Raw genomic sequence first — 12,992 nt, forward strand, 5'->3', positions numbered from 1 at the left:
CATGACAGAAATCTGCTTTGATAACGATTTTATCGGCGAATATAATTCGCTCCTATACAAATAAATTTCGTGCAACCCCAGACTAGAATAAAAGATGGTAAAAAACCGATTTCGTATTACTTAAAATAAAGAGCGGCTTGATACAAAACTTGTTCTTGATGCGTTAACAAAGTGCAGTCAGAAAGCGGGTAAGCCACACAAGTAACAGCGTAGCCAGCTTGCAATTCTGACGGATTCAAAAACTTTTGTTCGCTTTGGTCAATTTCACCGCTCAGCAGTTTGACAACGCAAGCAGAACACTCTCCTTGCTTGCATCCATTCGGCAAGCGGATGCCGGCATCTTCTGCGATATCTAAGATATACTGGTCGTCTGGTACTGCGATCGTGCGATCGAGCGCGAGAGCCTCATTCACCAACCGAACTTGATAAACTGCCATTTTTTCCTTATTCCTCGCAAAAGGGCGGGTTTACGATGCTGTTAGTCCTACCAAATATTTCGGGTAAAACCCGCCCCTACAACTAGAAAGAGCGGATTTATATCGTGTATATCTAGACAAGTGCTTCTTGATAATCGAGATTTTCCTCTAGATAAATAGCCCGAATATCCTCCGGCAAGTTGGATTCTAAACTTTGATATCCTTTTTGCAGCAAAGCCTTTACCTGAGCCGGCGAAATAGCTTCGCCTTCTGCTTGCAAATAAGCTGCTATTCGAGTTTCGCTCCAGCGGAAAGTCTGAGCCATCAACACCACTAAACGCGGCAGCGGCGCTAACAATTCCAAGGCTTGTTTGACGTAACACCACAGCGGAGGCGGAGCCGATTGCAAAGAGTAGTGAATCGACTCAACAGGGGGCAATTCAGCTTGATTTATGCACACTGCGGTGACATTAATCAGCCAGTTTTGGAGACTGAGATTTCCGCCATCAGACTCTTGGGTTTCGCGGCGTAAATCGAGGCCTCGGAGTTCGTGATAGATGTGCAGCCAAGTGTGGGCAAACAGGTAATCGCCTTGTACGGGCGATCGCACGGAATGGCGAATCAGCGAGTGTACAATTTGAGCGTAGCGGCAAAAAATCGCCGTGAAGAAGCGACCCTGATCGGGATGGTTTTGAAACAGAGTCAATAATTCCTGGTCGCTGTGATGGAACAGGGATTTGACCACAGGATGGTTGAGTTCTGAAAAATTAGGTGTTTGCACAATTGTTATGGAAAGGCTTGGAGAATAAATGCGGGTGCAGCCCGATTCTACAACACGATATACATTTGATGCAAGTGCTTAAAAAATATGTTGATAATAAAGTCAAATTAATTATATAATTAAGTTGTAGGTGACGGTGAATAAACCTCAATTAGTAGAGCGAATTTTATTTGTTCACCGTCACCTACAAAGGTTGTTTAAAGGGTAAATTCTTTGTATGTCTAGCATTAATACTGGTATCGAATGGACTGACCGAACGTGGAATCCAACGACGGGCTGCGATAAAGTCAGTCCAGGTTGTACGCATTGTTATGCTGAAGCATTAACAAAACGGTTTCATACTAATTTCCCTAACGGGTTTACTTTAACGGAATACCCAAAGCGCTTGAACGAACCTAAGAGTTGGCGAAAGCCGAGTCGCATTTTTGTTAACTCAATGAGCGATTTGTTCCATGAAGATGTCTCTCTTGAGTTTCTGAAACAAGTCTTTGAGGTAATGCGTGAGACTCCTCACCACATTTATCAAATCCTTACGAAGCGACATGAGCGTTTATTAGACTTAGCTCCTCAACTTGATTGGTCTGATAATATTTGGATGGGGGTGTCCGTTGAAAATCAAAACTATGTTCATCGCGTGGATTATTTGCGACAAGTGGATGCAAAGGTACGCTTTTTATCCTGCGAACCACTTTTAGGGCAGTTACAGCTTGATTTAACAGGAATTCACTGGGTAATAGTTGGGGGAGAGTCGGGGCAAAAACACCGTCCTATGCAAGTCGAATGGGCACAAAGTATTCGGGATCAATGTCAGGATGCTGGAGTAGCGTTTTTCTTCAAGCAATGGGGAGGTAGAACACCTAAAGCTGCTGGGAGACTGTTGGATGGGAAAATTTGGGATGAGATGCCCGATGTGTTGGAGCGGCATTTAACAAAGTGCAAACAGCACACACTGGAACCCAATCGAAAAATCAACAACGTAGGTGTTACTGCTTTGCTGGAAATGTGATTTTTACCGTCTCTGCCAGTGTATTTTTTCTTCTTTTATTAACAGGTGGATCGGTAATAATTTTTCCCTCCGCCTCCATTTTAAGCAAAACCTCCCTGTAGTTTTTCTCAATGTAGCGCTTGCCAACGTGGTGCCGATTATAAATGTCTACTCTAGTTAATGTCTGACCTGCAAATTCATCCATAAGCATATTTTCAAGCTCATCAAGAGGTCGGTAAAGTTCATATAGCAAAGGATACTTGGGTGGCGCTGGATTATACTCTAAAGACGGAACACCTTGTTTAAAACTAGAGCTTTCTCCAGCCATGACACCTTTCATAATTGAATAACCCAATACATTCTTTGATACAAAAATCAGGTGATGGCTAGTCCGATTGCCACTCTCATTTTTGAACCCAAAGGGTAGTACATATGAACCACCTATTTCTTTCAATGCCTGACAGATAGCTTCCACAATTATTAACTCTCGCTCCTCTGGTTGCTTCGCCTCAAGCTGTTCTCTCACATTATCTGCTCGTTGTTTACCAAAAAGGGCGTTCATATGGGACTCTACTGCTGCATTATTCAACCCCATATTAATCCGGTTGTAGTTGAAGAAAAATATGCAATCGCATCCCCAACTAATGATGAGTGAACCAATTAGCCGAAGTGACAAGCCTTTGTAACCCCAAGGATCAATAAAAAAGAGTGTAGGAATATTATTAATTTGTCGAACTTCTTGGACGATTTCTTCTCCAACCTCCTTATTTAAAACTTTTGGTTCATGTTGTAATCTACCTATGTCGGGGATGGCTGCTATAGCCTGTTGGAGAGAGTGAGTATTATTGGAGTCTTTATCGTTAAACAGGGTTACTAGCATTTGTGACATATCTGGATCAGCAATAGCACGTTCCAAGATAAGTAGTGGAGTAGACTTAGAACCGTCTTGATAACGACCTGGCCCAGAGAACAAATCAATATAGGCAATATTACTATTCCATTGCTTGGCTCTTGGTATAATTACCTTTGCCCAGGCCCAAAAGTATTTAGCAACTATTTCTGATTTCACTAAAGAATTATCTCGGGACTCATCAAAAAAAGAACTGTCAGCCATGATTGTTATCTCTACACTCTAGTTCATTTTAGTGCGGCTACATAATAGTACCATATCCTCCGCCCCCAGGAGTCTCAATGACAAACACATCCCCGGACTGCATTTCCACAGTCGCCGTACTTCCCAATTCCTCAACTTTACCATCCACTGTTTCAACATAATTCTGTCCAACTTTCCCCGCTTCACCCCCATTCAAACCGCAAGGAGAAATCACCCGCCTCCCCGATAAAATTCCCGCCGTCATCCCCTCCCGAAACCGCACTCGCCGCACAACTCCATTACCGCCGCGATGAGATCCATTCCCCCCACTATTAGCCCGAATTGCAAAACTTTCCAACAACACCGGAAAGCGCCATTCTAATACTTCAGGATCGGTTAAACGCGAATTAGTCATGTGAGTTTGCACCGCATCAGTACCGTCAAAATCTGCACCAGCGCCCGAACCGCCGCAAATAGTTTCATAATATTGATAGCGCTGATTTCCAAAGGTAAAATTATTCATAGTTCCCTGAGAAGCAGCCATCACTCCCAAAGCACAATACACAGCATCGGTAATATTCTGCGATGTTTCCACATTTCCGGCAACTACCGCCGCTGGATAGCGAGGATTCAGCATACAGCCTTCGGGATTGATAATTTCGAGAGGTTTCAAACAGCCCGCATTTAGAGGGATATCGTCATCTACCAAGGTGCGGAAAACATACAAAACAGCAGCTTTGCACACCGCAGCGGGAGCATTAAAATTGTTGGATTGTTGAGCAGAAGTGCCAGTAAAATCTATTTTTGCACTGCGCGCAGATTTGTCAATTGTAATCGCTACCTTAATTTGTCCGCCACTATCCATCGGATAAGTAAACTCGCCATCTTGCAACACATCAATTACCCTGCGTACCGACTCTTCAGCATTGTCTTGTACGAAGCCCATATAAGCTTGCACAGTCTCTAATCCATAATGTTCTACCATCTTGAGAAGTTCTTCGGCGCCGCGCTTGTTAGCAGCAATTTGTGCTTGCAAATCGGCTATATTTTGAGCGGAATTGCGAACAGAAAAATTCCCCGCAGTCAGAAGATCAAGTAATTCTTTTTCTCTAAAATTGCCCTCGCTTACTAACAGGAAATTGTCAAGCAATACACCTTCTTCAGTTACTGTTGTACTGTTAGGAGGCATGGAACCGGGAGTGATGCCGCCGATGTCGGCGTGGTGTCCCCGCGAGGCCACATAAAACAAAGGAAGGGAGGAATCACGATCGAATACTGGAGTAATAACGGTGATATCTGGTAAGTGTGTGCCGCCGTTGTAGGGATTGTTAGAAACATAAACATTGCCCGGTAGAATCGCATTGCCTTGTGCTAAAATTAAAGCTTCAACGCTTTCGCTCATCGAGCCTAGATGTACGGGAATGTGCGGGGCGTTGGCAACTAATTGCCCGTTTTTGTCGAAAATTGCACAGGAAAAGTCGAGGCGTTCTTTGATGTTGACTGAGGAACTTGTGTTTTGCAATGTGACGCCCATTTGTTCGGCGATCGCCCGAAACAAATTATTAAAAATTTCCAGCAAAACCGGATCGGATTTAACCGCAGATAAACGCGAATGAACGCGGATATTATCTGCGTCCATCTGCGTGCATCTGCGGTTCAAAATTAAATCATTATTTTCGGTGATTTCCGCTTCCCAGCCCGGTTCTATGATATTAGTTCCCGTAGCTTCAACAATCATAGCAGGGCCTTCTATGCAGTCGCCCGATCGCAAATCGTCTCTCTGATAAACAGGCGTTGCCCGCCACCCGCCAGCAACATAGGTTTGCACCGTTGAAATTGGTTGCACAGGCAAGATGCCCGTGCCACCAGAGGGGGAAATTGTGGATGCTTCCGGCACATCCATTCTTTCTACAACTTCCACCGAAACCGCTTCCACAATCAGCGGTTTTTCTGGCATAATAAAACTGTAACGCTGTCGGTGGGCTGCTTCAAATTCAGCCTGCATGACCTCAATATTGTCAGCAAAATCTACCGCCAAAACCGAGTCACTTCCCTGATATTTTAAGCGCAGCTTCCTAACAACTAAAACCTCGGACTCATTCTCTGTGTTCTCTGCGCCTCTGCGGTTCAATTCCCTCTTTCCATCAGCCTCCAATGCAGTCAAAATATGATGCAAATCAGCTAATAATTCTGCATTTAATTGTTGCTCGATCGCCCTTTCCCGAATAGCCCGCACATCAGCCAAACCCATACCGTAAGCCGACAACACACCCGCATAAGGGTGAATAAACACCCGTTTCATCCCCAAAGCATCGGCGATCGCGCAAGCGTGTTGGCCGCCCGCACCGCCGAAACAGCACAATGTATACTCCGAAACATCGTAACCGCGCTGAAGCGAGATTTTTTTGACAGCATTTGCCATCTTTTCCACCGCGATCGCCAAAAAACCCTCCGCCACCTCTTCGGCCGTCCTCTCGCCCCCAATTTCCGCCGCTAATTGCCCAAATTTTTGCTTTACTGCGTCAGGGGCGATCGGCAAATCGCCATTCAATCCAAATACTTTCGGGAAAAAATCCGGTTGAATTTTCCCCAACATCACATTGCAATCAGTCACCGTCAAGGGGCCGCCTTTGCGATAGCAAGCGGGCCCAGGATTGGCCCCTGCAGACTCCGGCCCGACGCGGTAGCGAGCCCCGTCAAAAAACACAATTGAACCGCCGCCGGCTGCTACAGTGTGAATTGCCATCACGGGCGATCGCAATCTCACCCCAGCAATTTCCGTCTCAAATTCGCGTTCGTATTCGCCGTTAAAATGGGCAACATCTGTCGAAGTTCCGCCCATATCAAAGGTAATAATTTTATCAAAACCTGCCTTTTTGCTCGTTTGAACTGCACCGACAATTCCCCCAGCAGGCCCGGATAAAATACTGTTTTTTCCTTGAAATTGTGCCGCGTCCACTAAGCCGCCATTCGATTGCATAAACATTAATTTGGGGGATTGGGCATTGGGCATTGGGCATTGGGGATTGGGCATTAATAATCCCTCGTCCCCGGGATCTGCCTCTCTTAATTGACTAATTACTTGTTCGACATAACGCCGCAAAATCGGAGATAAATAAGCATCGACAACCGCAGTATCTCCCCGCGAAACCAGTTTCATCAGCGGGCTAACTTCGTGAGATACTGAAATTTGAGTAAAGCCAATTTCTTTCGCTATTTTAGCCACTTGTTGTTCGTGTTCCGAGTAGCGGTAGCCGTGCATGAATACGATCGCACAACTGCGAATTCCCTCATCGTATGCTTGCTGCAAAGACGGGATAAACTCGGGATTGACAGCAGTTAACTCCTCACCTTGAGCGCTGTAGCGTTCGGCAACTTCAATAACTCGATCGTACAGCATCTGGGGCAAAATAATGTGACGCGCGAAAATATTCGGGCGGTTTTGATAGCCAATTCTCAGCGCATCGCCGAAACCTTTAGTAATTAACAGAATTGTGCGATCGCCCTTTCGTTCCAGCAAAGCATTTGTCGCCACCGTCGTCCCCATTTTAATCGCTTCAATTTCGGCGGCGGGTATCGCTGCGTCGGCGGGAATTCTCAAAATATCGCGAATTCCTTGGACTGCGGCGTCGGTGTAGCGTTCCGGGTTTTCCGACAGCAGCTTGTGAATGACTAATTTACCGTCGGGGCTGTTGGCGACAATATCGGTAAAAGTGCCACCGCGATCGATCCAAAATTGCCAGCGAGTGCGATCGGGAAAATCCGCCTTCATATATTTTTCCTAAATTTTGTTATGTGAATAATTGAGAATTATTTAACAAAAACATCTAAAAGTCAATTCATAAAATTCCTAACCTTATACTCATAAAAATCATATCACTTTCTCTTTTCTCTTCTTCTTTCTTCCTTCACGGCCTTTGCGCCTTCGCAGTTCGTTAAAATAAAACTGCTATATATATCGAATAGCCTCAACCAATCCCTGACAAACACCAGCCAGAAAACCTAAATCCAAAGTCTCAATCCTATCACTTTCTCGATGATAATGCGGATTTCGCATATTAGCAGTATCAGTCACCATAATAGCCGGATAACCATTATCCCAAAAAGGAACATGATCGCTGCGGCGAGTATCCGGCACAATTAAACCTCGATTCGGCACCGGCAGCCACTCGCAGGGCTGACCAGATTTGCGAATTTTGCCACTCAAATTAATCAAATAGGGAACCGTCCGCAAATTGCCAATTAAAGCAATAAAATTACCACTATTTGGATAAAAATATTTCAAGCCAGCGGGGTAGCTTTGAGAATTAGGATTGTGGTTGCAATAACCCAACATTTCCAAAGAAATCATTAACCGGATTGACTTTTGCTGTTGCTTGTATTTAGCTGCATGATGACGGCTTCCCAAACAACCGTATTCTTCCATATCAAAGGCGACTAATTGCACTGGATATTTGAGCGGCCCAGATGCGATATCCCTTGCGAGTTCCAGCAAAACAGCCACACCAGTAGCATTATCATCGGCCCCAGGCGATCCGGGTACAGTATCGTAATGAGCACCAATTACGATCGGTGGCAACCGCTTCTTAACCGCTGGATCGGAGGGGGGTAAATCCAAGATAAAATTGTGATGAATTCGGCCCCGCACCGCAAAATCGTCAATTTCTACAGTTCCCCACTGTGCCAACTGTTCGCGGATGTATTGCTGGGCATAAAAATGTCCTTCGGATGCGAGGTATGGATTGCGATCGCGTACAATTTGAATCAGATGGCTGTGCAAGCGTTCTTTGAGATTCATGCGATCGGAGATACAATGAGTACACTAAGATTATATGGGATTGAATTATGATTGGAGAAGTCAGAATCGAAAATTATAAGTCCATTCAAAAGCTGAAGCTAGAATTAGGACGAGTCACCGTATTGATTGGTGAAAATGGCTGCGGCAAGAGTAATATCTTAGAGGCGATCGCCCTGGCTTCTGCGGCGGCTGATGACAAGCTGGATAACGAGTTTTTAGCTTCTCGGGGCATCAGAGTGACAGAACCTCAATTAATGCGATCGGCCTTTGAAATGGAAAATTTGGTTAAAGATATCAAAATTGACTTAAGATGGAATGATGGACAAGAATTTAAGTTTCGTTTACAAAATGATAACTCTCCCTATTCTCAGTGGGTTAATGACACCAAGTATTATATTTCTTATAGTCCAGTTTACGATTTTATAAGTTATTATACTGGCACCAATATAGAAAAAAATAAAATTTTTAAACGTCAGGCTTCTCAAATAGTTGGTCTAAAAAAATTTATAATTTACTCTCCTGAAAACCAAGCTTTACGAACTTTTGAAAAAGAAGGCCAAATTCAACCATTAGGGATTAATGGAGAAGGTTTGTTTAAACTTTTAAAATTTTTGAATTCTGATGATAACCAAGAGCAGCTTAAGGACATCAAAAAAAAGCTGCAACTGATAGATTGGTTTCAAGATTTTGAAGCTCCTCCAAATTTATCAAATCTTCAAAACTCTCTCCAAATTAAAGATAGATACTTAGACCAGGATTTAACTTACTTTGACCAAAGAAGTTCTAATGAAGGCTTTTTATTTTTGCTTTTTTACTTCGCTTTATTTATTAGCCATATCACGCCTAATTTTTTTGCAATAGATAACATTGACGCTTCCCTCAACCCCAGATTGTGTCGCAGATTAATGCAAGAATTAGTCGAATTAGCAAAAAAACACGACAAACAAGTTATATTCACAACCCACAACCCGGCAGTTTTGGACGGTTTAGATTTAGATGATGATCAACAGCGGCTGTTTGTGATCTACCGCAACCAATTAGGGCATACTAAAGCTAGACGCATTCTAAAACCTGAACCTCTAGAGGGACAAGAACCTGTAAAATTATCAGAGGCGTTTTTGAGGGGCTATATCGGCGGACTTCCTAAAAATTTTTAATATGATTAGTTTTGGATTGGTTACAGAGGGACTTACTGACCAGATTGTTATTGAGAATATTTTAGCTGGATATTTCAATAGTCCTGATTTAGATATTAGACAACTTCAACCAGAAAGAGATAAAGACAATGAGAATAAATCCAAATACGGCGGCTGGACTCTAGTTTTTGATTATTGTAAGTCAAGAGATTTTCAAGAAGCATTGCAATTTATTGACTATATCATTATCCAAATAGATACGGATGTTTCAGAAGATTATAATATCCCCAAGCAAGATGAAAACGGTGAATTTACTCCTCAGCAGTTAATTGAAAAAGTTATTGAAAAGTTTAGGGGTGCAAGTGGCGATGACTTTTACAGCAAATATCAACAAAAAATTATATTTGCAATCTCTGTACATTCTATAGAGTGTTGGTTGCTTCCACTGTATTATACCGACAAAAAGAAAAAATCTAAAGTTAAAAACTGTCTCGATACTTTAAATCTGCAAGTTGAGAAAAAACACAAGTTTAGGATCGATGCTAAAAATCCTAAATATTATCGAGTAATTTCCGAACAATATAGCAAGCCTAAAGTTTTGATCAAGCATTACGCAGAAAATCCCAGTTTTAAAATTTTTATAGAAGAGATTCAAAGCAGAGACATTAAGATTGGTGATGAAGAGGATTGGTAATGAAGCAAGTTATTATGTCATATAATAGAAACATAGTTATCGGAGATTACCATGCAAGCATACAAACTTAGAGGTAAAATCGATGCAACTGGCAACTTGGTAGTTGTTGAACCCGTGAATATGCCACCGGGAGACGTGGAAATCATCGTCTTGCAGCTAGCTGACACGGTTAAACAAGCCAGCGCTTCAGAAAGTGCGATCGCACCTGAAACACCTAAAAAAAAGTTTAAAACTAGGGTGAAGGCATTTCAAGGTTTATTCGATCGAGATGCTGTACCGGAACCGCTGGATTTTGACGATCCAGACAAACAAGCAAAATGGGAATATTTAAAGGAGAAACATAACCTGTGAAAGTCTTGATAGACACCAACATAATAGTAGATGTTGCGCTGGATCGAGAACCTTTCTTTGCCGAGAGCGATCGCATTTTAACTTTTGTTGAAGAAGGCCAAATTCAAGGCTATGTTTCTGCCTCAACTTTTAGCGACCTTTACTATATCATTCGCCGAGACAAAGGTCGCGATTGGACACTTGAGTTTTTGCGGCAGTTAGCCACATTTTGTCAAGTAGGAACAGTAGATAACTCTGTTATTTCAATGGCATTAACTTGCAACTTCAAGGATTTTGAAGATGCGATTCAGTACAGCACTGCTGCAATCCATCGGATTGATGCCATTGTTACCCGCAACCCGCGAGATTTTCCGGTTACTACTCCTAGGATTGTAACTCCAAATCAGTTAATTCAAGAATTAACCAATTCTCCCTAAATTTATCAAAGCATTAAACTTCCGATTCCATTTCGCCTACCCGCACCTGCACCGGCAACTCCACCGAATTCAACTCAGAAGACTCTAACAACCCCGCTGCTTCCTCCTGAGAATTTGCTTGGCCCGATCGCACTTTTCGCAATTTCTCACCCAAAGTATCGCGCTGGTTGATCAAATAAATACTCACCAAAGTCAGCCCAACTCCCATCGATTGCAGCGGATTCAGCACTTCGCCCAAGAATAAATTGCCGAATAGCAAAGCAAAAACTGGCGTCAGAAAGGTAAGAGAACTTAAACTGGTTAGACTGCCGGTAGAAGCAAAATAAAAGAACAAACCGTAGGCGATCGCACTTCCGAACACGGTAGAATAACCTAACGCCATCCAGCCGGAAAAATCGATATTCACAAACTGTTCGGACTCAGTTACAGCCGAAATTGCCAACAGCGGCAAACCGCCCAAAATCATGTGCCAACCAGTCGCCACCACGGGGTCAACATATCGGCAAACCCAGCGCACCAAAACCGTACCCACAGCCATCGACAAAGCAGCCAACAGCATCAACCATTCTCCACCCTGAAACAACTGTTCGATACCCGCCGAAACCTGCGCGTTTTCAGGATGAAAAAGCCCCACAATCCAGCCATCCGGTAACCCAATTAAACTGATGCCGACAACGCCAATCACTAATCCCAACCAGCCCCAAAAACCAATTTTTTCTTGAAACAACCACAAACACAAAATCGCCACAGCTAGCGGTTGAGAATCAATCATCACCGAACCCAAGCCGGCACCGGTTCTCGCCAAACCTTCGGCTAAAAAGCCTTGAAACAAAGTAGCGTCAACCAAAGCAAACAGCGAAATCCACAGCCAAGCTTTCCAACCCTGCGGCTGCGCTTTTCCCATGAATGCCGCCGCCAGCAGCACCAACGCACCCGCAGGTATCAAACGCACGACAGCCACAAACAGCGGCGTTGTGTGCGGCATCACCCCCTTCATCGCTACCATCGCGGTTCCCCACAGGAAAAACGGCGCAATTAGCAACAGCGGGGCAAAAGGCAATTTTGAATCGGTAAGTTTTAACTGCATGGCGGAGACTCCAAATAATTGATGAGAGTGGCTCTCACGAGAATGATGTAGATTTGTTAAGCAATTTTTACAATTATATATTGGTGTTGAGTTAAATGCGATCGCACCAACCTCGGCAATTATGAACAGGCAAGATGCCTGTTCCACAAGAAAATCAAGGTGGAACAGGCATCTTGCCTGTTGTGGCAATTATGAACAGGCAAGATGCCTGTTCCACAATCGAGAATTTTCTTGTGCAACAGGCACCTTGCCTGTTGCGAACACAGGCACAACATCTACCCCGATGAATAAGGCACACTATAAGAAGTTAGCTACAAAATTTCGTAACATTGCCTGTACACTGCCCATGATTTGGCCATTCAAGCCCCGCTACCGCAAACAAATAGCCCGTATCGAAATCACCGGAGCCATTGCCGGAGAAACCCGCAAACGAGTCCTAGAAGCTCTCAAAACCGTTGAAGAACGCAAATTTCCCGCCTTGCTGCTGCGGATAGACAGCCCCGGCGGCACTGTCGGCGATTCCCAGGAAATTTACAGCGCACTCAAGCGTTTGCGCGAAAAAGTCAAAATTGTTGCCAGTTTTGGCAATATTTCAGCTTCTGGCGGAGTTTACATCGGCATGGGAGCCGAGCATATCGTTGCCAATCCCGGTACAATTACCGGCAGCATTGGCGTGATTATCCGGGGCAACAATTTAGAACGGCTGTTAGAAAAAGTAGGCGTTTCTTTTCAGGTGATTAAATCGGGGCCATATAAAGATATCTTGGCATTCGATCGCGAATTGACAGATCCTGAACAGCAAATTCTGCAAGACTTGATCGACACCAGCTACCAGCAATTCGTGGAAACGGTTGCCGAAGCCCGGAACTTGGGTGTTGAGAAAGTGAAAAGTTTTGCCGACGGTCGGGTTTTTACCGGTCAGCAAGCCTTAGAATTGGGTTTGGTTGATCGACTGGGAACAGAAGAGGACGCTCGTCGCCTTGCAGCCGAACTCGCAGGCCTCGACCCGGAAAAAACCGAGTCTTGCACGCTAGAAAAACAAAAACCTTTCCTAAATCGCGTCTTGGGGAGTAGTCTGGATATATCTGGGCTTTCAGCTTACAATAATTTGCTGGAATTCGAGCTTTCTACTAGCGGTTTGCCGCTGTGGATGTATCGCCCGTGATTAAATAAATTAGTCATTGGTCAGGAGTCAGTAGTCATTAGTTACTCCCTGGATGATTGGGCGATTGAAA

The 12,992-nt window shown here is 44.0% G+C and carries 12 protein-coding genes; 6 read left to right on the forward strand and 6 right to left on the reverse strand.

What is annotated here, in order from left to right; all coding sequences use genetic code 11:
- Window positions 1-116: 116 nt before the first annotated feature.
- Both QUA25_RS10435 and QUA25_RS10440 read right to left on the reverse strand, forming a co-directional pair.
- Window positions 117-437, reverse strand: coding sequence for a 2Fe-2S iron-sulfur cluster-binding protein (locus tag QUA25_RS10435; protein ID WP_333037383.1), 321 nt, complete (start codon window positions 435-437; stop codon window positions 117-119).
- A gap of 112 nt (window positions 438-549) precedes the next feature.
- On the reverse strand, window positions 550-1,197 hold the full coding sequence (locus QUA25_RS10440; protein WP_333037384.1) for a sigma-70 family RNA polymerase sigma factor: 648 nt from the start codon (window positions 1,195-1,197) through the stop codon (window positions 550-552).
- 217 nt (window positions 1,198-1,414) lie between these two features.
- Here QUA25_RS10440 and QUA25_RS10445 point away from each other — a divergent pair, with 217 nt between their 5' ends.
- On the forward strand, window positions 1,415-2,203 hold the full coding sequence (locus QUA25_RS10445; RefSeq protein ID WP_333037385.1) for a phage Gp37/Gp68 family protein: 789 nt from the start codon (window positions 1,415-1,417) through the stop codon (window positions 2,201-2,203).
- Here the strand turns inward: QUA25_RS10445 and QUA25_RS10450 are convergent.
- The 3 genes from QUA25_RS10450 to QUA25_RS10460 form a co-directional block, all read right to left on the reverse strand.
- The gene (locus QUA25_RS10450; RefSeq protein ID WP_333037386.1) at window positions 2,181-3,296 is read right to left on the reverse strand and encodes a three-Cys-motif partner protein TcmP; all 1,116 of its coding nucleotides are present in this window, start codon (window positions 3,294-3,296) and stop codon (window positions 2,181-2,183) included. The two genes, QUA25_RS10445 and QUA25_RS10450, sit on opposite strands and share 23 nt — an antisense overlap.
- A 37-nt stretch (window positions 3,297-3,333) precedes the next feature.
- Window positions 3,334-7,047: a hydantoinase B/oxoprolinase family protein gene (locus tag QUA25_RS10455; RefSeq protein WP_333037387.1), complete on the reverse strand. Its 3,714-nt coding sequence runs from the start codon at window positions 7,045-7,047 to the stop codon at window positions 3,334-3,336.
- Between the two features lie 177 nt (window positions 7,048-7,224).
- Window positions 7,225-8,073, reverse strand: a complete 849-nt coding sequence (locus QUA25_RS10460; protein WP_333037388.1) for a M20/M25/M40 family metallo-hydrolase — start codon at window positions 8,071-8,073, stop codon at window positions 7,225-7,227.
- 47 nt (window positions 8,074-8,120) lie between these two features.
- Here QUA25_RS10460 and QUA25_RS10465 point away from each other — a divergent pair, with 47 nt between their 5' ends.
- From QUA25_RS10465 to QUA25_RS10480, 4 genes are read left to right on the forward strand one after another with little or no spacing between them, the layout of a single operon-like run.
- Complete coding sequence (locus tag QUA25_RS10465; RefSeq protein ID WP_333037389.1) at window positions 8,121-9,230, forward strand: AAA family ATPase; 1,110 nt, start codon at window positions 8,121-8,123, stop codon at window positions 9,228-9,230.
- 1 nt (window position 9,231) lies between these two features.
- Entirely contained in the window at window positions 9,232-9,903 is a 672-nt protein-coding gene (locus QUA25_RS10470; protein ID WP_333037390.1) for a phage tail protein, read from the forward strand.
- Between the two features lie 51 nt (window positions 9,904-9,954).
- A complete protein-coding gene (locus tag QUA25_RS10475; protein ID WP_333037391.1) occupies window positions 9,955-10,254 on the forward strand; it encodes a hypothetical protein in 300 nt (99 codons plus the stop codon).
- Window positions 10,251-10,670 (forward strand): PIN domain-containing protein, encoded by a 420-nt coding sequence (locus tag QUA25_RS10480; RefSeq protein ID WP_333037392.1) that lies wholly within the window; start codon window positions 10,251-10,253, stop codon window positions 10,668-10,670. Before QUA25_RS10475 ends, QUA25_RS10480 begins: the two co-directional genes overlap by 4 nt.
- A 13-nt stretch (window positions 10,671-10,683) precedes the next feature.
- On the opposite strand, the gene QUA25_RS10485 is transcribed toward QUA25_RS10480, so the two are convergent.
- On the reverse strand, window positions 10,684-11,757 hold the full coding sequence (locus QUA25_RS10485) for a DMT family transporter (protein WP_333037393.1): 1,074 nt from the start codon (window positions 11,755-11,757) through the stop codon (window positions 10,684-10,686).
- A 346-nt stretch (window positions 11,758-12,103) separates the two neighbouring features.
- On the opposite strand from QUA25_RS10485, the gene sppA reads away from it, so the two are divergent.
- Window positions 12,104-12,922, forward strand: coding sequence for a signal peptide peptidase SppA (gene sppA, locus QUA25_RS10490; protein WP_333037394.1), 819 nt, complete (start codon window positions 12,104-12,106; stop codon window positions 12,920-12,922).
- The last annotated feature ends 70 nt before the right edge of the window (window positions 12,923-12,992 follow it).

Source organism: Microcoleus sp. Pol17C6 (assembly GCF_036701145.1).
Classification (GTDB): domain Bacteria; phylum Cyanobacteriota; class Cyanobacteriia; order Cyanobacteriales; family Microcoleaceae; genus Microcoleus.

Coding starts and splice junctions, on each gene's coding strand:
- QUA25_RS10435 (WP_333037383.1), bottom strand. CDS start 437: ATGGCAGTTTATCAAGTTCGGTTGGTGAATGAGGCTCTCGCGCTCGAT.
- QUA25_RS10445 (WP_333037385.1), top strand. CDS start 1,415: ATGTCTAGCATTAATACTGGTATCGAATGGACTGACCGAACGTGGAAT.
- QUA25_RS10450 (WP_333037386.1), bottom strand. CDS start 3,296: ATGGCTGACAGTTCTTTTTTTGATGAGTCCCGAGATAATTCTTTAGTG.
- QUA25_RS10455 (WP_333037387.1), bottom strand. CDS start 7,047: ATGAAGGCGGATTTTCCCGATCGCACTCGCTGGCAATTTTGGATCGAT.
- QUA25_RS10460 (WP_333037388.1), bottom strand. CDS start 8,073: ATGAATCTCAAAGAACGCTTGCACAGCCATCTGATTCAAATTGTACGC.
- QUA25_RS10465 (WP_333037389.1), top strand. CDS start 8,121: ATGATTGGAGAAGTCAGAATCGAAAATTATAAGTCCATTCAAAAGCTG.
- QUA25_RS10470 (WP_333037390.1), top strand. CDS start 9,232: ATGATTAGTTTTGGATTGGTTACAGAGGGACTTACTGACCAGATTGTT.
- QUA25_RS10475 (WP_333037391.1), top strand. CDS start 9,955: ATGCAAGCATACAAACTTAGAGGTAAAATCGATGCAACTGGCAACTTG.
- QUA25_RS10485 (WP_333037393.1), bottom strand. CDS start 11,757: ATGCAGTTAAAACTTACCGATTCAAAATTGCCTTTTGCCCCGCTGTTG.
- sppA (WP_333037394.1), top strand. CDS start 12,104: ATGATTTGGCCATTCAAGCCCCGCTACCGCAAACAAATAGCCCGTATC.